This is a genomic window from Bradyrhizobium sp. 17, assembly GCF_023073515.1.
Lineage (GTDB): Bacteria > Pseudomonadota > Alphaproteobacteria > Rhizobiales > Xanthobacteraceae > Bradyrhizobium > Bradyrhizobium canariense_D.
This window is the reverse complement of record NZ_JADPJQ010000106.1, coordinates 190,119-212,558: the sequence shown is the minus strand read 5'-3', so window position 1 is coordinate 212,558 and position 22,440 is coordinate 190,119. Positions and strand designations below refer to the sequence as shown.

Annotated in this window: 16 protein-coding genes and 1 pseudogene; 7 read left to right on the top strand and 10 right to left on the bottom strand. The window is 64.9% G+C overall.

Annotated elements, in window-relative coordinates; translation table 11 throughout:
- Window positions 1-35: 35 nt before the first annotated feature.
- Window positions 36-904: pseudogene (locus IVB13_RS21830) on the bottom strand (sulfurtransferase).
- Window positions 905-2,242, bottom strand: coding sequence for a dihydroorotase (locus tag IVB13_RS21825; protein ID WP_018458826.1), 1,338 nt, complete (start codon window positions 2,240-2,242; stop codon window positions 905-907).
- Window positions 2,243-2,343: 101 nt separating this feature from the next.
- On the opposite strand from IVB13_RS21825, the gene IVB13_RS21820 reads away from it, so the two are divergent.
- The 6 genes from IVB13_RS21820 to IVB13_RS21795 all read left to right on the top strand — a co-directional run bounded on the left by IVB13_RS21820 (window position 2,344) and on the right by IVB13_RS21795 (window position 8,955).
- A complete protein-coding gene (locus IVB13_RS21820) occupies window positions 2,344-3,225 on the top strand; it encodes a folate-binding protein (protein WP_247369285.1) in 882 nt (293 codons plus the stop codon).
- A complete protein-coding gene (locus tag IVB13_RS21815; RefSeq protein WP_085361347.1) occupies window positions 3,222-3,848 on the top strand; it encodes a DNA-3-methyladenine glycosylase I in 627 nt (208 codons plus the stop codon). Before IVB13_RS21820 ends, IVB13_RS21815 begins: the two co-directional genes overlap by 4 nt.
- The gene (locus IVB13_RS21810) at window positions 3,845-4,459 is read left to right on the top strand and encodes an HD family hydrolase (protein ID WP_085352596.1); all 615 of its coding nucleotides are present in this window, start codon (window positions 3,845-3,847) and stop codon (window positions 4,457-4,459) included. The genes IVB13_RS21815 and IVB13_RS21810 overlap by 4 nt, the downstream gene beginning before the upstream one ends.
- A 144-nt stretch (window positions 4,460-4,603) precedes the next feature.
- Complete coding sequence (locus IVB13_RS21805; protein WP_007607206.1) at window positions 4,604-5,110, top strand: protein-tyrosine phosphatase family protein; 507 nt, start codon at window positions 4,604-4,606, stop codon at window positions 5,108-5,110.
- A 118-nt stretch (window positions 5,111-5,228) separates the two neighbouring features.
- Complete coding sequence (locus tag IVB13_RS21800) at window positions 5,229-6,197, top strand: NAD regulator (protein WP_085352597.1); 969 nt, start codon at window positions 5,229-5,231, stop codon at window positions 6,195-6,197.
- A gap of 49 nt (window positions 6,198-6,246) precedes the next feature.
- Window positions 6,247-8,955: a DUF2339 domain-containing protein gene (locus IVB13_RS21795; RefSeq protein ID WP_247490395.1), complete on the top strand. Its 2,709-nt coding sequence runs from the start codon at window positions 6,247-6,249 to the stop codon at window positions 8,953-8,955.
- Window positions 8,956-8,958: 3 nt separating this feature from the next.
- On the opposite strand, the gene IVB13_RS21790 is transcribed toward IVB13_RS21795, so the two are convergent.
- The 8 genes from IVB13_RS21790 to IVB13_RS21755 form a co-directional block, all read right to left on the bottom strand.
- Window positions 8,959-10,647, bottom strand: a complete 1,689-nt coding sequence (locus IVB13_RS21790; protein WP_247490394.1) for a methyl-accepting chemotaxis protein — start codon at window positions 10,645-10,647, stop codon at window positions 8,959-8,961.
- Between the two features lie 282 nt (window positions 10,648-10,929).
- On the bottom strand, window positions 10,930-12,900 hold the full coding sequence (locus tag IVB13_RS21785) for a HAMP domain-containing methyl-accepting chemotaxis protein (RefSeq protein ID WP_247490392.1): 1,971 nt from the start codon (window positions 12,898-12,900) through the stop codon (window positions 10,930-10,932).
- Window positions 12,901-13,106: 206 nt separating this feature from the next.
- Window positions 13,107-15,176, bottom strand: coding sequence for a methyl-accepting chemotaxis protein (locus IVB13_RS21780; RefSeq protein WP_247490390.1), 2,070 nt, complete (start codon window positions 15,174-15,176; stop codon window positions 13,107-13,109).
- 415 nt (window positions 15,177-15,591) lie between these two features.
- Complete coding sequence (locus IVB13_RS21775) at window positions 15,592-17,325, bottom strand: methyl-accepting chemotaxis protein (RefSeq protein WP_231188787.1); 1,734 nt, start codon at window positions 17,323-17,325, stop codon at window positions 15,592-15,594.
- Between the two features lie 207 nt (window positions 17,326-17,532).
- Window positions 17,533-17,784, bottom strand: a complete 252-nt coding sequence (locus IVB13_RS21770; protein ID WP_007594936.1) for a hypothetical protein — start codon at window positions 17,782-17,784, stop codon at window positions 17,533-17,535.
- 162 nt (window positions 17,785-17,946) lie between these two features.
- A complete protein-coding gene (locus IVB13_RS21765; RefSeq protein WP_247490387.1) occupies window positions 17,947-18,546 on the bottom strand; it encodes a hypothetical protein in 600 nt (199 codons plus the stop codon).
- A 112-nt stretch (window positions 18,547-18,658) separates the two neighbouring features.
- A complete protein-coding gene (locus tag IVB13_RS21760; protein ID WP_085352604.1) occupies window positions 18,659-19,645 on the bottom strand; it encodes an MDR family oxidoreductase in 987 nt (328 codons plus the stop codon).
- 40 nt (window positions 19,646-19,685) lie between these two features.
- A complete protein-coding gene (locus IVB13_RS21755) occupies window positions 19,686-20,939 on the bottom strand; it encodes an MFS transporter (RefSeq protein ID WP_085352605.1) in 1,254 nt (417 codons plus the stop codon).
- 325 nt (window positions 20,940-21,264) lie between these two features.
- Between IVB13_RS21755 and nadA the strand changes: the two genes are divergently transcribed.
- A complete protein-coding gene (gene nadA / locus IVB13_RS21750; RefSeq protein ID WP_247384304.1) occupies window positions 21,265-22,371 on the top strand; it encodes a quinolinate synthase NadA in 1,107 nt (368 codons plus the stop codon).
- Window positions 22,372-22,440: the final 69 nt, after the last annotated feature.

Here is a 22,440-nt window from a genome sequence, read left to right as displayed (position 1 = left end):
CTGTCCCTCCCCTGGGGGAGGGGCCAAGGAATGTCCTAATCCGTCTCGATCGGCAGCGCCGGATCCTTCGCCCACTCCCCCATCGAGGCATCGTACAGCGTCAGCTTGTCGTAGCCGAGTTGCGTCAGCAGCAGCAGGTCGATCGTCGCCGAGATGCCGCCGCCGCAATACAGGATCACATTCTTGTCGCGGGTGACGCCTGCCGCGTCGAATTTGGCCTCGGCATCGGCGAGCGTCGTCAGCGTCTTGTCCGCATTGACGAGCGCTGCCGCTGATACGTTGACGCTGCCGGGAACGCGGCCGGGCCGCCCGTAGCGGCTCGGCTCGAGGCCGCGATGAAACTGGGGACCGAGCGCGTTGACGATAACAGTCGCGGGATCTCCGAGCCGTGCCTTGACCGCATTCTTGTCGACGAAGAAGCCTGCGCGCGGTGTGGCCTTGAAGGCCGTGGCCGGATAGCCCTTCGGGGCGCCTGTTAAGACCGGCCGTCCCTCGTCCTTCCATTGTCGAGGCCACCGTCGAGCACCCGCGCCTCAACGCCGAGCGAGCGCAGCATCCACCAGAACCGCGTCGACCACATCATGGTGCCGATGCTATAGAGCACGACGGATTTGGATGCATCGAGGCCGTGGCGGCCGAAGGCGGCCTCCAGCTGGGCCACATCAGGCATCATGAAGAATTGCTGCGCAGAGGCGTCGGAGAACTCGCCTTGCAGGTCGAGAAAATCGGCCCCCGGAATATGGCCGGCCTCGAACGTCTTATCGCCCGGCACGGCGCGATAGGGCACATCGCTGCCTGGCGGCACCGGCTCGTTGTAGGTCGTGCAGTCGTAGAGGCGCAGGTTGGGATCGCCGAGCTGGGCTGCAAGTTGCTCGGTGGTGATGAGGGGTGTCGGTTCGGTCATTCACTCCTCCCTCAGCGTCTCCAGAAACCGCACCGGCTCACCTTGCGCGGCCGTCACGAGCTCGCCCTGCCACATCACGCGGCGGCCGCGGATGAAGGTGCCTACGGGCCAGCCGGTGACGCGCAACCCGTCATAGGGGGTCCAGCCGGCCTTGGACGCGACCCATTTGTTGGTGATGGTCTCGCTGCGCTTGAGATCGACGACGGTGAAGTCGGCGTCATAGCCGGCGGCGATCCGCCCCTTGCAGGCCATGTTGTAGAGGCGCGCGGGGCCGGCGCTGGTGAGATCGACGAAACGCGCCAGCGACAGCCGACCCGCATTGACGTGGTCGAGCATGAGCGGCACCAGCGTCTGCACGCCGGTCATGCCGGAGGGCGAGGCCGGATAGGTCTTCTGTTTCTCTTCCAGCGTATGCGGGGCGTGGTCCGAGCCGAGCACGTCGATGATGCCCTGCTCGATGCCGCGCCAGATCCCGGCGCGGTGATCGGCGCCGCGCACCGGCGGGTTCATCTGGGCCAGCGTGCCGAGCCGCTCGTAGCATTCGGGCGCAACCAGCGTGAGATGATGCGGCGTCGCCTCGCAGGAGGCGACGTCCTTGTGGTCGCGCAAAAATTCGATCTCTTCCTTGGTCGAGATATGCAGCACGTGGATGCGCTTGCCGGTCTCGTGTGCGAGCTTCACCAGCCGCTGCGTCGCCATCAGCGCGGCGGTCTCGTCGCGCCACACCGGGTGCGAGCGCGTGTCGCCCTCGATACGCAGCGATTTGCGGTCGTTGAGGCGGTATTCGTCCTCGGCGTGGAACGCCGCGCGGCGCCGGATCACCTGGAAGATGCGGCGCAGGCTTTCGTCATCCTCCACCAAGAGCGCGCCGGTCGAGGAGCCGATGAACACCTTCACGCCGGCGCAGCCGGGCGCACGCTCCAGCACCGGCAGGTCCTGCACATTCTCGCGGGTGCCGCCGATGAAGAAGGCGAAGTCGCAATGCATGCGGTGATGGGCGCGCTTCACCTTGTCGGTGAAGGTGGCCTCCGTCACGGTCAACGGCGCGGTGTTTGGCATCTCGAACACGGCGGTGACGCCGCCCATTACGGCGCTGCGCGAGCCGGTCTCGAGGTCTTCCTTCTGCTCCAGCCCGGGCTCGCGGAAATGCACCTGCGTATCCATCACGCCGGGCAGGATGTGCAGGCCCTTGCAGTCGATCACTTCCGCGGCGGAAGCCTGCGACAGCGCGCCGATCTCGGCAATGCGACCGTTGACGACGCCGACATCGCGGGTCCCCTCGCCGTCCTGGTTGACGACAGTGCCGCCCTTGAGGATCACGTCGAAACGCTGGGTCATGGCTGAAGGCCTCTCTCGTCCCCAAGCGCAGGGCTTGAGGTCTTGTCGTTTTTGCCTTGCGGGCTTACGTTTCGGAGCAACATGTCGCAAGAGATTTTCGTATGAAATCAGCGTTTCTTCCGGACCGGGGCGTGATCAAGGTCGCGGGCGAGGATGCGCGCAACTTCCTCAATGGCCTCGTCACGACCGATGTCGACAAGCTGAAGCCGGGCCTGGGCCGATTCGGCGCGTTGCTGACGCCGCAGGGCAAGATCATCGTGGACTTCCTGATCACGGAAGCGCCTGCCGGCCATGGCGGCGGGTTCCTGATCGATTGCCCGAAGCCGCTTGCCGACGGCCTCGCCACCAAGCTGAAATTCTACAAGCTGCGCGCCAAGGTCACGGTGGAAAACCTGTCCGACGATCTCGGCGTGCTCGCGGCCTGGGACGGCAAGCCCGCGGCCCAGCCCGACCTCGCCTTCGCCGATCCGCGCAATGGGGACCTCGGCTACCGCATCCTCATCCCCGAAGATCTCAAACAGAAGCTGTCCGATCTGATCGGCGCCGAGCTCGTCGACGCCGCCGCATACGAGGCCCACCGCATCGCGCTCGGCGTGCCGCGCGGCGGGCTCGATTTCACGTACAGCGATGCGTTCCCGCACGAGACCAACATGGACCGCCTTTCCGGCGTCGATTTCGACAAGGGCTGCTATGTCGGCCAGGAGGTCGTCTCGCGCATGCAGCATCGCGGCACCGCGCGCACCCGCAGCGTGAAGGTGCTGCTCGAGGATTTCTCGCCTGAGCCCGGCGTCAGCGTCATGGCCGGCGACAAGCCGGTCGGCACGATGGGCTCGTCGGCGAAAGGAAAGGGTATCGCGCTGGTGCGCATCGACCGCGTCGCCGATGCGCTCGATGCGGGACAGGCGCTGACTGCCGGTGGGCTCGCTGTGAGGCTTGCGGAACCAGACGTCGTGCGCATTCCAACGAAGCAACCCATCGCATGAGCCGTGCCCCTCGCCTGCATCCCGACGGAAAGACGCGTTGCCCCTGGCCCGGCGAAGATCCGCTTTACGTCGCCTATCACGATACTGAATGGGGCGTGCCGGAATATGACGACCGCGCGCTCTATGAGAAGCTGATCCTCGACGGTTTCCAGGCCGGCTTGTCCTGGATCACGATCCTGCGCAAGCGCGACAATTTTCGCAAAGCCTTCGACGATTTCCAGCCGGAAAAGATCGCACGCTACAACGAGAAGAAGGTTCACGCGCTGATGAACGATGCCGGCATCGTGCGCAACAAGGCCAAGATCGACGGCGCGATATCAAGCGCGAAATCCTATCTCGCCATCATGGAGAAGGGCCCCGGCTTCTCGAAATTCCTGTGGGACTTCATGGACGGAAGGCCCAAGGTCAATCATTTCAAGACCACCGCGAGCGTGCCTGCCTCGACGCCGCTCTCCATGCAGATCTCCAAGGAGCTGGCCTCGCGCGGCTTCAAATTCGTCGGCCCGACCATCGTCTATGCCTTCATGGAGGCGACCGGCATGGTCAACGATCATCTCGTCGACTGCCATTGTCACGCGAGCTGCGGCAAGTCGCAGCGCAAGCCGCGCCTCAAGGCCAAATGAGCGCGAAGAAGACGGACCGCGGCGCCGACACCCGCGCCTGGCAACGCATGCTGTCGGGCCGGCGGCTCGATTTGCTCGATCCCTCCCCGCTCGATATCGAGATCGCCGACGTCGCGCATGGGCTGGCGCGTGTTGCCCGCTGGAACGGCCAGACCATCGGCGCACACATCTTCTCTGTCGCGCAGCATACGCTGCTGGTCGAAACCGTGATGCGGCACGAGAATCCCCGCGTGGATCAGCGCATGCGGCTTGCCGCGCTGCTGCATGACGCGCCCGAATATGTGATCGGCGACATGATCTCGCCGTTCAAGGCCGTGCTCGACGGTCATTACAAGGCGGTCGAGAAACGTCTGCTCGGCGCGATTCACATCCGCTTTGGCCTGCCGCCGGTACTGCCGGACGAGATCACGCTGGCGATCAAGGCCGCCGATCGCGGCGCGGCCTATCTGGAGGCAACGACGCTTGCCGGCTTCAGCGAGAGCGAGGCCAAGCGCCTGTTCGGCAAGGATCCCGGCCTGTCCGACAGCGTCCGGCGCGACTATCTCACCCCCTGGACGGCTGCCCGGGCCGAGAAGCAGTTTCTGGAGCGGTTTGGCGCCGTGTTTGCGTGATCGTTGTCGTGGGTTAGAGTCCTGCAGGGCGGGCAAAGGGGCCCTTGCCGCCCACTGTTTTGCGCAATGAGACGAAAGTGGTGGGTACGCTTCGCTTTGCCCACCCCGCCAACGCTCGCTATAATCTGCGGAAAAAGGTCCGCCATGATCCACGTCTGCTCCCTCGCCGCCCTTCCCGAAACCGTCCGCCTCACCAAGGCCAGCCACGTGCTGACCGTGATGGCCAATGTCGAACAGGTGGCGCGGCCGGTGTCGGTGCTGCCGGCCAACCATCTCAAGGTGTCGATGGACGACATCACCGAGGAGATGGACGGCTTCGTCGCGCCGTCGGAAACGCATATCGAGCAGGTGCTGAACTTCGTGCGCGGCTGGGACCGCGACGCGCCGCTGGTGGTGCATTGCTATGCCGGCATCAGCCGCTCCACCGCGAGCGCCTTTGCCGCCGTGTGCGCACTCAATCCGAATCGCGACGAGACCGAGATCGCGAAGAAGATCCGGGCGGCGTCCCCGATCGCCTCACCGAACCGCCGCATCGTCGGCCTTGCCGACCGTGCGCTGGGGCGCAACGGCCGCATGCTGCGCGCACTCGACGAGATGGGCCCGGGCGCGATGATGGTCGAGGGCCGCCCCTTCGTGATCGAGCTCGAATGACAGTTGCGCACCACAGCACAGGTGTGCCCCCTCGCCCGCTTGCGAGCAGAGCAATCGCATGCGAGCCTTTACGCAGACGCCTCCACATCGTCATGGCCGCACCGGCGATCGCCATCGCATGAGCGAAAAGCTGCTGACGCCGATCGAGATCGGCCTGACCGCCGCGATCGTCGCGATCGAGGATCACGAACCGCTGATCCTCACCGCGCGCGACAGTGACGGCCTGGCCGGCCTGCCGTTCGGCCCGTTCGATGCGCCGAGCCATCGCACTTTCGAGATCGGGCTGCGGGCGTGGGTCGAGGAACAGACGGGCCTGCGGCTCGGCTATGTCGAGCAGCTCTACACGTTCGGCGATCGCGGCCGGCATGCCGAGGCTGGCGACACCGGCGCGCACATGGTGTCGATCGGCTATCTCGCACTGACGCGCGCCTTCGGCGGCGAACTGGCAGCCACGAGTGCGAGCTTCGCGCCGTGGTATCGCTTCCTGCCTTGGGAGGACTGGCGCGAGGGGCCGCCCGCGATCATCGCGGACGACATCATCCCGGCATTGACCGGCTGGGCCGAAGAGGAGACGCCGGAGACGACGCGCGCATTGCCGCGCAAGGATCGGGTGCGGTTCTATTTCGGTCTCGACGGCGCGTCCTGGGACGAGGAGCGCGTGCTCGACCGCTACGAGCTCCTGTACGAGGCAGGGCTGGTCGAGGAAGCGCGGCGCGACGGTCGCCCTGCGGCATTAGCGCGCAAGGCGCTGTCCGCGCTCGGCACATCCATGCGCTTCGACCACCGCCGGATTCTTGCGACAGCGGTCGCGCGACTGCGTGCAAAACTGAAGTATCGTCCTGTGGTCTTTGAACTTTTGCCCGCCGAATTCACACTTACCGAATTGCAGTATACGGTGGAGGCGATCTCCGGCCGACACCTGCACAAACAAAATTTCCGCCGCCTGGTCGAAATGGAAGCCCTGGTCGAACCGACCGGGGTGATGTCGACACAGACGGGCGGACGTCCGGCGGCGCTCTACCGCTTCCGTCGCGACGTGCTTCAGGAGCGACCCGCGCCGGGCTTGCGCGTACGCTCCCGGCGCTAACCCGAGATATGCGTGATCGGCCCCTGCCCGCCGGTTGCCTGGAGGCTTTATGTCTGACGGCCCGTTTGACGTCTTCGCGCTGATCATTGCGATCATCGCCTTCATCATCGCGATCAAGGCTTCCAGCCAGGCGGCTGAACTGCGACGACGGCTAAGCTCGCTCGAAGAGATGTTCCGCGCGCAACGGCCCGTGCAGCCGCCGCTGATCCCCGCAGATGTGTGGGCTGACGCGCCCCCCACAACTTCCGCAGCGCCACCGCCGCTTGTGCCCCAAGCCGAAGCCAGAGCCGAGGCGCCGCCCCCGCTCGTCACCGAAGATATTTCACCGCCTCCGCTCGAAGCGAGCACCGAGGCCGACGCGACGCCGCCGCTGCCCGCACCCGCGCCCGGGTTCGAGGAACGGCTCGGCACGCGCTGGGTAGTCTGGATCGGCGGCCTGGCGCTCGCGCTCGGCGGCTTCTTCATGGTGCGCTATTCGATCGAGGCTGGCCTCCTTGGCCCCGGCGTGCGCGTGTTCCTTGGCGGCGTGTTCGCGCTGGCGCTGCTGGGCGCCGGCGAATGGTCACGGCGCAAGGAGAGCATCTCCAACATCGCCGCGCTGCCGATCGCCAACATTCCCGCTATCCTCACCGCAGCCGGTACGGCGGTGGCATTTGCGACCATCTACGCGGCGTACGCGCTCTATGGCTTCCTCGTGCCCGCGACCGCCTTCGTGCTGCTCGGCCTCGTCGCGCTCGGCACGCTGGCTGCCGCGCTCCTGCACGGGCCCGCGCTCGCCGGCCTCGGCGTGGTCGGCGCCTTCGTGACGCCGATCCTCGTCTCCAGCGGCAAGCCGGACTATTGGGCGCTCTACATCTATCTCGCCGTCGTCACCGCCGCGAGCTTCGGCCTTGCCCGTATCCGGCTGTGGCGTTGGCTTGCGGTCACGACAATCGCCTTCGCCGTGCTCTGGATCTTTCCGGGGCTCGATACCAGCGACCTGCAGGTCCCGCCGCACGCTTTCCATGTGATCGCAGGATTCGTTCTTGCCGCTCTTCTCGTGGTCTGCGGCTTCATGTTCGGCCCGACGATCGAGGACGGTGAGATCGAGCCGGTCTCGTCGGGCTCACTCGGTGCCTATCTGTTCGGCGCGATGCTGATCGTGCTGTCGAGCGCCCATGCGGACCTGGCGCTGATGGCCTTCACGCTGCTGGTCGGCGCGACGCTGCTTGTCGCCTGGCGCGCGCCGGCGGCCACCGGCGCGCTCGGCGCAGCCGCCGCGACCGTCTTCGTCGTGTTCGCCGAATGGGCGGTGCGCGCCAATCCTGACATGCTCGTGCTGCCGGGCGGTCCCATGGCCGACATCGCACCGACGGCGATCGATAGCGCGGTGACGCTGCATCTGGTGATGGCGGCGATCTTCGCCGCCGGCTTCGGCATCGCGGGCTTCCTCGCGCAGGGACGTTCGAACTCGGCGATCATTCCGGTGGTGTGGTCGGTCGCGGGGGTCGCGACGCCGATCGCGATCCTGGTCGCGCTCTACGCACGCATCGCGCATCTCGATCGCTCGATCCCGTTCGCCATCCTCGCGGTGCTGCTCGCCGCCGCCTTCGGCGCGGCCACCGAAGCGCTTGCACGCCGCGAGAACCGGCCGGGCGCCATGATCTCCACGGCCTTGTTTGCGACCGGCACGCTCGGTGCACTGGCGCTGGCGCTGACGTTTGCGCTGGAGAAGGGCTGGCTCACGATCGCACTGGCGCTGATGTCGCTCGGCACCGCCTGGATCTCGATGCAGCGGCCGATCCCGTTCCTGCGCTGGCTCGCCGCGATCTTCGCCGGCCTCGTCACCGCTCGGATCGGCTATGATCCGCGCATCGTCGGCGACGCCGTCGGAACCACGCCGATCTTCAACTGGCTGTTGTGGGGTTACGGCCTGCCGGCGGCATCGTTCTGGGCGGCGAGCCTGTTCCTGCGCCGCCGCGCCGACGACGCCCCGCTGCGCATGCTCGAGAGCGCCGCGATCCTGTTCACCGCGCTGCTCGCCTTCATGGAGATCCGCCATTTTGCGACCGGCGGCAACATGACGTCAGCACCCTCTCTGCTCGAATTCGCCCTCCAGGTCTGCATCACGCTCGCCCTGGCGATCGGGCTGGAGCGCCTGCGACTGCGCAGCCGCAGCGTCGTGCACAATGTCGGCGCGGTCGTGCTCACGGTGATCGGCGGGCTCGTCGGCGTGTTCGGCCTCCTGCTCCTGGAGAACCCGCTGCTATGGCGCACCGACGTCGGTGGCGCCGTGTTCAACCTGCTGCTGCTCGGCTACGCGCTGCCGGCGGTGCTGATGCTGCTCTTGTCCTATGCCGTGGCCGGCGAACGCGGCAAGGCCTACGCCAACACGATTGCAGGCGGCGCGCTGCTGTTCGCGCTGACCTATGTCACGCTGGAGATCCGCCGCTTCTATCACGGCCCGATCCTCTCCTCCGGAGCGACGACGGGCGCCGAGCAATATACCTATTCGATCGGCTGGCTCGGCTTCGGCGTGGTGCTGCTCGGCGTCGGCATTCTCGTCAATTCGGAGCGGGCGCGGCTGGCATCGGCCGTCGTGATCGCGTTGACGATCCTGAAAGCATTCGTCATCGACATGTCGACGCTGACGGGCGTCTACCGCGCGCTATCGTTCATGTGCCTCGGCATCGTGCTGGTCGCGATCGGCTGGCTCTACCAGCGTATCCTGTTCCGGCGGCAGATCGCACCGCCGCCGGCTCCGCAGACGAGCACGTGAGCGTCAGGCCCCGCGAACCGATTCCAGGAACTGCGCGACCTCGACCTTGAGACGGGTGCTGTCGGTCGCCAGCGATTTCGCCGCCGACAATACCTCGGTCGAAGCCTCGCCGGTCTCGATCGCACCGCGCTGCACGTTGGTGATGTTCGACGAGACCTCCTGCGTGCCGACCGAGGCCTGCTGCACGTTACGCGAGATTTCCTGCGTGGCCGCGCCCTGCTCCTCGACGGCGGCGGCAATGGCCGCAGCCACCTCGGAGAGCCGCTCGATGGTGCCGCCGATCTCCTGGATGGCACTGACCGATTCCTGCGTCGCCGCCTGGATACCCGAGACCTGCGCCCCGATCTCACCGGTCGCTTTCGCGGTCTGCTCGGCCAGCGCCTTGACCTCGGAGGCGACGACCGCGAATCCGCGGCCCGCATCGCCGGCACGCGCGGCCTCGATGGTCGCGTTCAGCGCCAGCAGATTGGTCTGGCCCGCGATGGTGTTGATGAGCTCGACGACGTCGCCGATGCGGGACGCCGCCTGCGACAGCGCATTGACACGGTTGTTGGTCCGCGCCGCTTGCTCGACGGCCTCCGCCGCCATCCGCGCCGAATCTTGCACGCGGCGGCTGATCTCGGTGATGGAGGACGACAGCTCCTCCGAAGCGGATGCCACCGCCTGGACGTTGGTCGAGGCTTCCTCGGAGGCGGCTGCGACGACGGTCGCGAGTTCCTGTCCGCGCTGCGCGGTGTTGGTCAGCGTCGAGGCGGAGGCCTCGAGCTCGGTCGATGCCGAGGAGACGGTCCCGACCACCTCGCCGATCATGGCTTCGAACTTGCGGGTGATGGCATCGACGCGGCGACCGCGTTCGATCTTGACTTCGGCGTCGCGCGCAGCGGCCTCGTCGGCGGCCTTCTTGGCGATCAGCGCCTCCTTGAAGATCTGCAGCGCATCTGCCATCGAACCGATTTCGGTCTTCTCGCCGCGATGCGGAACGTCGGCCGAGAGGTCGCCCTCGCCGAGGGACTGCATCGGGCGGATGATTGAGGCAATGCCGCGAGAAACGTCGCGCACGAGGTAATAGGCGGCGCCGATCGCGATCACGACCGAGAGCACGATGATGCCGACCAGCACGCGGAAGATCATGGCGTAGCTGTCGGCGGCCTGCTTCGTCTCAAGCTCGGCACCGCGGTTGTTGAGCTCGATGCCCTTTTGGAGCAGGGGATCGGCGGCCTGGGCCATCTTCGCAACCTTGGTTTGCAGCAGCTCGTTGGCGTCGGCCGGGAAACGGCCAACGCCCTTGCGCGACAGTGCCATCACGTCCTGCACGCCGTTCAGATACTCGGCCCACGCCGTGCTCCATTGCCCATAGAGCGAGCGCTCCTCGGCGGAAGTGATCAGCGGCTCGTAGACCTTGCGGGTCTGGTCGATGCGCGCGCGCAGCGAGGCCAAGCGCTTCTCGGCGGCGTCCTTGCCCTCAACGCTGTCCTGCATCAGATGCAGACGGAGCGCGACGCGCAGCTCGTTGATGTCGGCGCGAAGCGAGCCGAGCGCGCGCACGCTGGGCAGCCAACTCTCCGCGATCTCGACCGTATGGGAATTGATGTTCTGCATGGTGCCGATCGCCGTCACGCCAACGCCGGCGAGCGAAAGGACCAGGACCGACAACACGGCCAGAAGCTTGAAGACGATCGACAATTTCGACATCACGACAAATCCCGATGTTACCTGGCAACGCGCAAATTGTCCGCGCCGCAAACCGCCACGAAGATGGCGAGACGGAGGTCAGTTCAACAATGCTGGCTGGTTCTTGTCCCGTAAGATTGCACACATAGTCGCAAGCAGGCGTTAACAGGGCCCTACGTAAAATTACGGGACAGCGCTGACGGTCGTTATTTCTCCTGCAACCAACTGTTGCAGCTGCACAGCCAACTGATGCTGCGACGCGACCTGTCCACTTGCGACGCAATGTGCGGAAGGCGACGGCTGTCACGCCGCCCGTACCGTATCCAGGAAGCGCGCGACCTCGCTCTTCAGCCGGTGGCTCTCCTGCGACAGCGATTGCGCAGCCGAATGCACCTGCGCCGAGGCCGCCCCGGTTTCGCCTGCGCCACGCTGGACATCGCCGATGTTCGCCGAGACTTCGGAGGTGCCATTCGCGGCGTGCTGGATGTTGCGGGAGATCTCTTGCGTGGCGGCACCCTGTTCCTCGACCGCGGCGGCGATGGTTGACGAGATCTCCGACATCCGCGCGATGGTGTCGCCGATCTCCTTGATCGCACCGGCGGAGTCTTCCGTCGCGGTCTGGATCGCGCCGATGTGCTGGCCGATCTCGCCCGTGGCCTTCGCAGTCTGCTCGGCGAGCGCCTTCACTTCGGAAGCGACCACGGCAAAGCCGCGGCCGGCCTCGCCGGCACGCGCCGCCTCGATCGTCGCGTTGAGCGCCAGCAGGTTGGTCTGGGCGGCGATGGTGTTGATCAGCTCGACCACGTCGCCGATGCGGGCGGCGGCCTTCGACAGTTCGGCGACGCGTGCATTGGTGCGCTGGGCCTGCCCGACCGCCACGTCGGCGACACGGGCCGATTCCTGCACCTGACGGCTGATCTCGGAGATCGAGGAGGTCATTTCCTCGCTCGCTGCAGACACCGACTGCACGTTCGCGGAGGCCTCTTCGGAGGCGGCCGCCACGACCGTGGCAAGCCCGTTGCCGCGCTCGGCAGCCTGCGTCAGCGTATTTGACGAGGCCTCCAGCTCGGTTGCCGCCGACGAAACAGTATCGATGATCTCGCCGACCGCGCCTTCGAAAGTCTCGGCGAGCCGGTGCATGTCGGCCTTGCGCTGCTGGCGCCCGCGCGCCTCAGCTTCGACCTGCTCGGTGCGCAGCCGCTCGGCCTCCGCCATATTGGTCCTGAACACCTCGACGGCACCGGCCATCTCGCCGATCTCGTCTTTGCGCCCGATGCCCGGAACGGATATCGAAAGCTCGCCGCGCGCAAGCCGCGTCATCGCGCCGACCATGCCGGCAAGCGCCTTCGAGATCGAACGTCCCAGAAGGAAGCCCACCGCGGCGAGCACGACGACGGCAATGGCGAAGGCGACCATCATCCACATGCGCACGGCATCGCGGGTCGCAGCTTCCGCAACGTCGGCCTTCCTGTAGAGGTCTTCGACTGTGTTGCGCACCTCGATCATGCTCGGTTCTAACCCACGGAACGTTTTCATCATGCTGGCGTCGAGGGCCGCAGTTTGCTGCGCCGTCTCCACCCACGCCGTGAACTCGGATTGATATTTCTGCAGCTTGGCTGTGATGTCGTTCATCACTGCCGTAGGGATTGCGACGACCTCTATCGCCTTGGAGAATTCGACCGCGGCCTTCTTCATCTCGGCGATGTATTTTGGGTCGCGCCGCAGCATGAAGTCCTTCTCGTGCCGGCGCATCATCAGCATCCAGCTCGTGGACCTGGGATCGTCGATCTCCTTGAGCTTGGCCTCAATGTCGTGCACGGCGGCGCGGAGCGAGCCGGAGAGGCCCAGAGTCTCGTTTAGGCCGAGCCGGGTCTCCGCGGCCACCAATGCGCCAAAGTCCGACGCGTATCGCTTGAAGCCGTCCTGGCCCTGCTTCATCCGGTCGGACAGCGCGCCCAAGCCGCCGGCCGACATCAGCCGCTCCACCTCGTCGAAGTCGCGATTGATCGGCCCGATCAATTCGGCATGTGCCTTGGCGTAGCTCTCGTTGCGGCGCTGCTGAAAGTTCTTCTCGTTGCGGCGGGCCTCCAGCATCTCGATCGAGAGCTGCTTGTCGAGGTCAGCGATCGCACGAGCGCGGTTAGCAATCTCGCGGGAGGCGTCCTGGGAGAGACTGCCGATCTCGTAGATCGCGCCGAAGGCGACGAGACCCAACAATCCGAACAGTCCGATCGCCATGACCTTATGGGTGAGACGAATGGAAGGGCCACTCATGGAATGTGCTCCAATACGATTGATACGCAATACGAGGAGGGCGACTCGGCACCCGGAATATTGCGGAGATCATGACTGCATCGGTTTTCCGGAAGGTTAACCGTGCGGCTCATCGCGCCGCGACATCCAACTGCGAACGCATGCGAACCACCGCGCGTCTTCGCGCGGCGGTTGTAGTCGATCGATGATTGGTGACGGCGACCGCGTCATGCTGCGCGCACGGTATCGAGGAAGTTGCCGACCTCGAGCTTGAGGCGGTTGCTGTCGCCAGAGAGCGACTGGGCCGCCGCCAGCACCTGCGACGACGCCGAGCCGGTCTCGTTCGCGCCGCGCTGCACATCGGTGATGTTGGCCGAGACCTGATGGGTGCCTTCCGCCGCCTGCTGCACGTTGCGGGAGATTTCCTGTGTCGCCGCGCCCTGCTCTTCCACGGCAGCCGCGATGGTAGAGGAAATCTCCGAGAGCTTCTCGATAGTGCCGCTGATGTCCTTGATTGCGCCGACCGAATGCTCGGTCGCGGTCTGGATGCTGGCGATCTGCTGCCCGATCTCGCCAGTGGCCTTCGCGGTCTGTTCGGCGAGTGCCTTGACCTCGGAGGCCACAACCGCAAAGCCGCGACCGGCTTCGCCGGCGCGCGCGGCCTCGATGGTCGCGTTGAGCGCCAGGAGATTGGTCTGACCCGCGATGGTGTTGATCAGCTCGACCACGTCGCCGATCCGCGTCGCCGCCCTGGACAATTCGCTGACGCGCTCAGTGGTGACACGCGCCTGGCCGACAGCTTCGTTGGCCACGCGGGCCGATTCCTGCACCTGCCTGCTGATCTCGGTGATAGAAGACGACAGCTCCTCGGTGGCCGACGCCACCGCTTGCACGTCGGTGGACGCCTCCTCGGAGGCCGCAGCAACCATGGTCGTGAGCTGCTGCCCACGCTCCGCGGTCGATGTGAGGGTCGACGCCGAGGCTTCGAGCTCGGTCGCTGCCGAGGAGACGGTGTCGACGATCTCCCCGATCGCGGCTTCGAAGCCGTCGGCCAGCTTCCGCATCTCCGCCTTGCGCTGCTCGGCTGCCCGGCTCTCGGCCGCAGCGTGATCGCCCCGCATGCGTTCGACTTCGAGCCCGTTTTGCTTGAAGACTTCAACGGTCCGCGCCATCTCGCCGACCTCGTCACCTCGGCAGGTGCCAGGCACGACCGTCGTGAAGTCGCCATTGGCGAGCCCACCCATCGCAACCGAAATGGCTGAAAGCGGCTTGAGGATCCGGCCAAAGGTGATCCAGAAACTGAGGCCAGCGAGCATCACCGAGGCGCAGAGCAACACGACCGTGAAAACAACATTACGAGTGCTGACCTCTGCCTGCATCGTGGCTTCGCGGTCAGCGGCCGCGCCAATGGCTTCACCGAGCTTCAGCACTGCATTGATGCCGGCGGTGGCCCGCGTGAAGTACTCGGGTCCCGTGATTCTGTAGTCCCCGCCTTCGCCACCGGCGAGCACAGTCACCCGCGTTTCACCGTAGGCACCAAAATAGGATTTCTCGACCTCCGTCATCGCCTCGCCGATCTGCAGGGCGAGGTCCGAACGCAGCCGCACCGGCAATACCGTGTCCCATGCGAGTTCGACCTTGGCCCGCAGCGCCGAAAGGCGCTCATAGCCCTCCATCCCGAGCTTCGCGCGCGCACCGACGACCCCAGCCAGCAGGGCCCGCTCCCTTCCGGCATTCTCGGCCATCTGAGCTGTCAGATGTCGCAAGCCGATGAGCTGGGCCAGCCTTGCCACGGGCGGGCTGGTGAGTGTTTCGAGCGTCAGCCGCAAGCGGTTGCTCGCGACGTCGATCACCTCCGTAATCGTTGGCGCGAAGCCATCTACGAGGTCAGGCTCGCGTTCAACGCGCGAGCGCGACATTCCCGCGTCGGCTTTCTCACGCAGGAGACGCAGCGCCTCGAATTTCGTCGCTGCGTCCGCAATCTGTCTTTGCCCCGCCGTCATTTCGGGAATCGCGCTGATATCGAGGACGGCTTGGCGAAAGGCCTTTTCGGCCGTCGCGCGCGCCTTTGCGATTTCCGCACGGCGCTCGGCACTGACGACATCAGGAGACTTCAGCACGGCGTTGGTCAGCCCGCGTTCAATCGCCCAATGTCCTGCGCTGCGCAGCAGCAGTTGGGCAACTGCATTGACCTTCAGGAATGCCTCGGACTCTCGCCTCTTGAGGACGGCCTCATAGGCGATGAATCCGGCCGAGGCCAACCCAAGCAAGACCAGGGCAGAGATGATGATCGGCAAGATCGTGCCGATCCGAACATGTCCGAGCCGACTCCACGCGCTGGCGGACTGAGTTCGGACCTGCTGATGATGAGCAGGGCTCAACATGGTACGTTTCCCCCAAAGGAAACACGCAGCCAAGTCCTTGCCGGCTGCATGGACGTTGATCGCCCTTGCCGGAGAATCTATTCCTTGGGGTTACTCATTCTGGTTAACGGGAGGGCTCGGAGAAATACTGAGATTTCAACCCAAACAGTTGAAATGGAAGAGATAATCTCGCCAGAAAGTTGTGAATTTCAGCTTGAGGTCGCCACTGTTTGCTTTTGCAGCCGACGTTCGCCGAAGTCATGCGCGAGACGTTCGCGGCGAAGATCAGGATGCAAAAACGCCCGCCTGAGGAGGCAGGGCGTCTTCCGAACTGTCTGGAACGAGGTTCTTAGGCGGCGCGCACGGTGTCGAGGAACTTGCCGACCTCGAGCTTGAGGCGGTTGCTGTCGCCGGACAATGACCGCGCGGCTGCCAGCACCTGCGACGATGCCGAGCCGGTTTCGCCTGCACCGCGCTGCACGTCGGTGATGTTGGACGAGACCTGATGGGTGCCTTCGGCCGCCTGCTGCACGTTGCGCGAGATCTCCTGCGTCGCCGCGCCCTGCTCCTCGACGGCCGCCGCGATCGTGGACGATATCTCGGACAGCTTTTCAATGGTGTTGCTGATGGCGCTGATGGCGGCGACGGAGTCCTGCGTCGCGGCCTGAATGCCGGAAATCTGCTGGCCGATCTCGCCGGTCGCCTTCGCGGTCTGCTCGGCAAGCGCCTTCACTTCGGAAGCCACCACCGCAAAACCGCGACCGGCCTCGCCGGCGCGTGCCGCCTCGATGGTGGCATTAAGCGCCAGCAGGTTGGTCTGGCCGGCGATGGTGTTGATCAGCTCGACCACGTCGCCAATGCGAGCCGCCGCCTTGGACAATTCTCCGACACGGTCGGTCGTGGTTCGGGCTTGGGTAACCGCCTCGCTCGCGACCCGCGCCGATTCCTGCACTTGGCGGCTAATCTCCGTAATTGAAGACGACAGCTCTTCCGTGGCCGACGCCACCGATTGCACGTTGGTCGACGCCTCCTCGGAGGCCGCAGCCACAACTATCGTCAGTTCCTGTGCCCGCTCCGCCGTCGAGGTCAACGTCGAGGCCGAAGCCTCGAGCTCCGTCGCGGCCGACGACACCGTATCGACGATCTCGCCGACGGCGCCTTCGAAACTATCAGCAAGCTTGCGCATATCGGCCTTGCGCTGCTCGGCCGCCACCTGGTCCTGCCGCATCTTGGCTTCCGCTTCCTGGCGCGCCTTCTGCTCCGACACGACCTTGAATTTCTCGACGGCCGCGGTGACACCGCCGACCTCGTCCTTGCGGCCGAGACCCGGCAGGACAACAGAGAAGTCACCACCAGCGAGCTTGTCCATGGCAACCGTGAGCGCGCGGATCGGCCGCGCGATGGTCAGGAAGGACATCAGCCACGAACCGATGAGGACGAGCACGGCGCACGCACCGACCACCATGCCGAGACGCTCGCTCACGGCCATCTCCTGGCTCGCGGCAGCGATTTCTTCATCGCTCTTGTGCTTGGCGAAATCGGCAATCTCGCTGGTCAAATTGTCCAGCTGTGTGGCAAGCGGCAGCGTCACCTCGCGGATCTGGCGCGCGCCTTCCTCGGAAATCTTGGCGGCGCGGACGGGGTCCGTGGCCGCAACCGCAATGGCCTCGCTGCGAACAGAGGCGTTCTGCTGCGCGCCCTTCAGGTAATCGGCCGACGTAGACTTGAGCTTCTCCATCCGCGCGCGGTTTTCCGGGGCGTGCGACAACCTGAGCATGGAATCGACAACGCCGTTCAGTGCTTTCGACCGCTCCAGCAGAAGCTCGCTCGCCTTTTGCAAGTCACCCTGATTGTTGGCGAGACGCATGTCCCGTACGGCGAGTTGCAAGCCGCGTATCCCAAGCTTGGCTTCGGTAGCCTCGCGCACCAATTCCTGCTGCGCAAGCGCGGCCTGGTTGGAATGCCCCACGTTGTTGTTGCCGATGACCTGGCTCGCGATCATGGCGCCGACGAGAACAACGCCGAACGCCGAAGCGAGCGCGAGCTTGGTACCGATTTGCAGATTCTGGATGAGTCTCGACATGAGGGCGTTTCCCGGGTTGCGCGGCCAAGTCATTGTCGGCCGCCCTCGGCGTTGATCGCCCTTGCCTAAAAACTGAGCTTCAGGTGTGGTGATCTGGTTAACGATCGCCCCCGGACAAATACCGGACTTACCGGAAAATCCCTTGAAAAACGGCACGGTCCGCGCGCTTAACAGGTTAACCACACGCGGCGGTAGGATGCCCGATTTCTAGCCAGTGCGACCAAGGGCCTTTTGGCTCTCGCCAATCAAGCTGATCCGGAACACCGGCTCCTTGTTCTCGTCGAGCAGCTCCATGCGCCATTCGGCATCCTGTTTCAGGCCGCGCGAGATGCCGCCGAGCAAATTGGCACAGACTTCGGTCATCTCGGTCCAGGCCGCGGCGCGGTCCTCGAACTCATATGGCTGGTCGGCAGCACCGGAATAGCGGCCCGTGCTGATACGGAAGAAGTACAGCGACATCGTTGAACCCTTTTATCGGGCCGCGCCCCCGGCCGTACGCAAACTGGGGCGCGAACAGCTACCAACGCATGAAAGCCGCCGTCCGTATGACTACGGCGCGGCGGCTTCGTGTCTGATGGCAGCTCTCAACGACAAAGTGCGCGGACTGTCCCGCGCACCAACTCACTGGGTGGAGCGGCGCAGCTCCAGCGGGGCGTCGTCCCTGGCGGGCTCCGATTTGACCTGCGGCTTCACCGGCTCGAGCCGGCTACTCTCGACGCGCGGGGTCTCGACACGCGCGGCGACTTCGGTGTTGGGCGTGCCGACCGAACCCGTGTGTTCCGAGGTGCGCAGCGAGCGCGGCCGCGCGACGGCCCGCGCCATCAGCATCTGGTTGCCGCCCTGGTGATGGAAGTCGCAATAGGCGAAGCCCATCCCCGATACCGAGCCGCGGAAACTGCGATCGTCGGTCTTTTCAAGGTCGAAACAGGGCTCGAACGGAATGCCCTTGATCGAGGCGCAGACGTTCTGGCCGCGGATCTGCAGCGTGTTGCCGGGCAGGCGGAGATGTTTCACCGGACCTGCACCCGAGAACTGCACGGCGCCGGCGGCGCCGAGGTCGTCCATGATGCGGCCCGCGCCCCGGGTGCCGTCAAAGCAGGTGAAAGCAAACACCTTCCCGGCGACGAAGCGGCGCGCCTCATCGGCGTTCATGCTTCCAGCAATGGCCGGCGTAAGCGTCGCTACCGCCGTGACCGCCCCCAACACAATACGCGCAAGCATGCTCAACTCCGAACCAACCCCGCAGCGGGCTATGCCTTATCTCTTTACCTGCTGCTTACCATACTAACCATGGCGACATTGAAGCAGCATGGTTGGTAAAGTCTGAACGCCGTTAGACAATTTTTACAACGGTGCGACCGCGGACCTGGCCGGCGAGGATTTTCGCGCCCCACTCCGGAACTTCAGAAAGCGGAATTTCGTGAGTAATTTCAGCTAGTTTTGACCGGTCCAGATCGGACGCCAGGCGTTGCCAGGCAGCTTTCCGCGGCTCGATCGGGCACATCACGGAATCGATGCCGAGAAGGCACACCCCGCGCAAAATGAAGGGTGCGACGGAAGACGGCAGGTCCATGCCGGCAGCCAAGCCGCAGGCCGCGATCGCGCCGCCGTACTTCGTCATCGACAGGAGGTTTGCGAGCGTGGTCGAGCCGACGCTGTCGACGCCGCCCGCCCAGCGCTCCTTGGCGATGGGCTTGGCGGCCGCCGACAATTCGTTGCGGTCGATCACCTCAGCCGCGCCGATCTCTTTCAGATAGTCCGCTTCGGACGCACGTCCGGTGGAGGCGATGACGTGATAGCCGAGCTTCGAGAGCACGGCGGTCGCAACCGAGCCGACGCCGCCAGCAGCCCCCGTCACCACGACCGGACCGCTGTTCGGCGACACTCCGTGCTTCTCCAGCGCCAGCACGGACAGCATCGCGGTGAAGCCGGCAGTGCCGATCGCCATGGCGTCGCGCGCCGATAGGCCCTGCGGAAGAGCGACCAGCCAGTCGCCTTTCACCCGCGCCTTCTCGGCATAGGCGCCAAGATGGGTCTCGCCCATGCCCCAGCCGGTGCAGACGACCTTATCGCCCGCCTTCCATTGCGGATGCGAGGACTGCTCGACGGTGCCGGCGAAGTCGATGCCGGCAATCATCGGGAAGCGGCGCACCACCGGCGCCTTGCCGGTGAGCGCAAGGCCGTCCTTGTAGTTCAACGTCGACCATTCCACGCGGACGGTGACGTCGCCCTCCATCAGTTCGGCTTCGTCGAACTGCGTGAGCTGCGCGGTGGTGCCCTTGTCCGCCTTGTCGATCCGGATCGCCTTGAACGTCGCCACAGCAAAACTCCCTGACTTGTTTCAGGGGATGTTTAGCCGATCAGGCAGGCTGCGCAACCGTCCGCTGGACCGGTTTCTCCACGATCGGAAGATTGATCAGCGCCGAGAGCACGCCGAACAGGATCGAGAGCCACCAGATCGGCGTGTAGGAACCGAACCGCTCGAACACGATGCCGCCGAGCCAGACGCCGAGGAAGCCGCCGACCTGATGGCTGACGAAGGCGAAGCCATAGAGCGTGGCGAACCAGCGCGTGCCGAACATGATCGCGACCAGTGCCGAGGTCGGTGGCACGGTCGACAGCCAGGTCAGGCCGGAGACCGCGCCGAACGCAATCGCCGAGAACGGCGTGATCGGAAACGAGATGAAGGCAAGCGTCGCAAGCGCGCGGGTGAAATAGATGGTCGAGAGGATGTAGCGCTTGGGCAGGCTGTTCTGGAGATAGCCGACGCTGAGCGATCCCATGATGTTGAACAGGCCGATCGCCGCGATCACCCAGCCGCCGATCTGCGTGGAGATGCCGCTATCGACCAGGAAGGCCGGCAGATGCACCGTGATGAAGGCAAGCTGGAAGCCGCAGGTGAAGAAGCCGAGGACAAGCAGCACGTAGGAGCGATGGCCGAAGGCTTCCGCGAGCGCTTTGGTGAAGGTCTGCTGGTCCGCAGGCGCCGCATTTGCCGCGCTTGCGACCGGCGGCGTCGAGAGCGCCAGCGACAACGGGATGATCAGCAGCATCAGGAAGCCGAACACGGTGAGCGCCTGCTGCCAGCCGAAATTGTCGATCAGGGCCACACCGATCGGCGCGAACAGGAATTGCCCGAACGATCCCGCCGCAGTGCCGGCGCCGAGCGCAAGGCCGCGCTTCTCGGCCGGCAAGAGCTTGGTGAAGGCCGAGAGCACCAGATTGAACGAGCAGCCGGCGAGACCGAAGCCGACCATGACACCAGCGCCGATGTTGAGCGACAGCGGCGTCGATGAGTAGCGCATCAGGAGCAAGCCCCCGGCATAGAGCAGAGCGCCGACGCACATCACCCGGAACAGGCCGAAGCGATCGGCGACCGCGCCGGCGACGGGCTGGCCCAGTCCCCACAGCAAATTCTGAAACGCGATCGCGAGGCCGAACACGTCGCGGCCCCAGGCATATTCATGGCTCATCGGCTGTACGAAGAAGCCCAGCGCCGAGCGCGGGCCGAACCCGAGCATCCCGATCGCGCAGCCGCAGAGAATGATGATCGCCGGCGTGCGCCAGGAGGAGGAACGGGAGACCGAACCGAGCTCACCCATCTGTATCGACATGCTGTTCCTCGTGCGTGGTCGCGGATTCGCAAATGGCCGCGAGCGAGCTCGTTTAATGCATCTGCATGGAAACCCCAAGTCAAAAACGATTGCATTCCGCGAAGAGCTGGCGCGGGAGCATTGCATTTCCTCGCGGCCTCAGCCGACGCGCCGGGCGCGACTTAACGGAAACGTGTGCGGCAAGATCTGGCGGCTCCCAACACGACGTGTTATTTTATATTTGCTCATATCGAGCATATCGAATGATCCCCCGGCCTGTCGGCCGGATTTCTCAGGCTTTATATATGCTCAAAATGAGTACAAATGACATGCACGGGAGGCTTGGATGCCGCTAACTGGAATTTACGGCCCCGACGACTTTGCCAACCGGCCGCAGGGCCACGTCATCACCCCGGCACAGGCCAAGCAGTCGCGAACCGGACCTTCGCTGCCGATGCCTTCACTGGAATGGACGCCGGAGGTCGAGCGAGCCACCGCACCGCTTTACGAGCGCGTGAAACGTGTCATCCCGCCGATCGAATGGCCGCTGATGGCCCCGACGATCAAGGCGATCAACGAGCTGAAGCAGGCCCGGGGCGCGGTGATCCTCGCGCACAATTACCAGACGCCGGAGATCTTCCACTGCGTCGCCGACATCGGCGGTGATTCGCTCCAGCTCGCGGTCGAAGCCACCAGGGTGAAGGCCGGCATCATCGTCCAGTGCGGCGTGCACTTCATGGCGGAGACGTCGAAACTGCTCAATCCGGACAAGACGGTGCTTATTCCTGATACGCGCGCCGGCTGCTCGCTCGCTGCCAGCATCACCGGCGCCGACGTCCGCCTGCTCCGCGAAAAATTCCCCGGCGTGCCTGTCGTTGCCTATGTCAACACCTCCGCGGAGGTGAAGGCCGAGGTCGATATCTGCTGCACCTCGTCGAACGCGGTGCAGGTGGTCGAAAGCCTCGGCGCACCAAGCGTGATCTTCCTGCCCGACCGCTATCTCGCCACTTACGTGGCCTCGAAGACCGACGTGAAGATCATTGCCTGGAAGGGCGCCTGCGAGGTGCACGAGCGTTTCACTGGCGCCGAGCTGCGCAGCTACCGCGAGGCCGATCCCTCCGTGCAGATCATCGCTCATCCCGAATGCCCGCCGGACGTGCTGGCCGAGGCCGATTTCACGGGCTCGACCGCGCACATGATCAACTGGGTGCGCGAGCGGCGGCCGCGGCGGCTGGTGATGATCACGGAATGCTCGATGGCCGACAATGTCCGCGCCGAGCTGCCCGATGTGGAGATGCTGCGCCCCTGCAACATCTGCCCGCACATGAAACGCATCACGCTCGCCAACATTCTGGAGAGCCTGCTGACGCTTCGCGAGGAAGTGACGATCGATCCCGCGCTCGCGGAACGCGCGAGGCGCTCGGTCGTGCGGATGATCAATTTGAAGAATTGAGATAAAGCCATGACAAACAACATCAACACGCTCCCCCGCTCCGACGACGTCATCATCGTCGGCGGCGGC

What these genes read in the sequence shown, in the direction of transcription:
- IVB13_RS21815 (WP_085361347.1), top strand. Translation starts at nt 3,222, where the DNA reads ATGAGCCGTGCCCCTCGCCTGCATCCCGACGGAAAGACGCGTTGCCCC.
- IVB13_RS21755 (WP_085352605.1), bottom strand. Translation starts at nt 20,939, where the DNA reads ATGTCGATACAGATGGGTGAGCTCGGTTCGGTCTCCCGTTCCTCCTCC.
- IVB13_RS21765 (WP_247490387.1), bottom strand. Translation starts at nt 18,546, where the DNA reads ATGCTTGCGCGTATTGTGTTGGGGGCGGTCACGGCGGTAGCGACGCTT.
- IVB13_RS21785 (WP_247490392.1), bottom strand. Translation starts at nt 12,900, where the DNA reads ATGAGTGGCCCTTCCATTCGTCTCACCCATAAGGTCATGGCGATCGGA.
- IVB13_RS21775 (WP_231188787.1), bottom strand. Translation starts at nt 17,325, where the DNA reads ATGTCGAGACTCATCCAGAATCTGCAAATCGGTACCAAGCTCGCGCTC.
- IVB13_RS21790 (WP_247490394.1), bottom strand. Translation starts at nt 10,647, where the DNA reads ATGTCGAAATTGTCGATCGTCTTCAAGCTTCTGGCCGTGTTGTCGGTC.
- IVB13_RS21825 (WP_018458826.1), bottom strand. Translation starts at nt 2,242, where the DNA reads ATGACCCAGCGTTTCGACGTGATCCTCAAGGGCGGCACTGTCGTCAAC.
- IVB13_RS21810 (WP_085352596.1), top strand. Translation starts at nt 3,845, where the DNA reads ATGAGCGCGAAGAAGACGGACCGCGGCGCCGACACCCGCGCCTGGCAA.
- IVB13_RS21800 (WP_085352597.1), top strand. Translation starts at nt 5,229, where the DNA reads ATGAGCGAAAAGCTGCTGACGCCGATCGAGATCGGCCTGACCGCCGCG.
- IVB13_RS21770 (WP_007594936.1), bottom strand. Translation starts at nt 17,784, where the DNA reads ATGTCGCTGTACTTCTTCCGTATCAGCACGGGCCGCTATTCCGGTGCT.
- IVB13_RS21820 (WP_247369285.1), top strand. Translation starts at nt 2,344, where the DNA reads ATGAAATCAGCGTTTCTTCCGGACCGGGGCGTGATCAAGGTCGCGGGC.
- nadA (WP_247384304.1), top strand. Translation starts at nt 21,265, where the DNA reads ATGCCGCTAACTGGAATTTACGGCCCCGACGACTTTGCCAACCGGCCG.
- IVB13_RS21795 (WP_247490395.1), top strand. Translation starts at nt 6,247, where the DNA reads ATGTCTGACGGCCCGTTTGACGTCTTCGCGCTGATCATTGCGATCATC.
- IVB13_RS21805 (WP_007607206.1), top strand. Translation starts at nt 4,604, where the DNA reads ATGATCCACGTCTGCTCCCTCGCCGCCCTTCCCGAAACCGTCCGCCTC.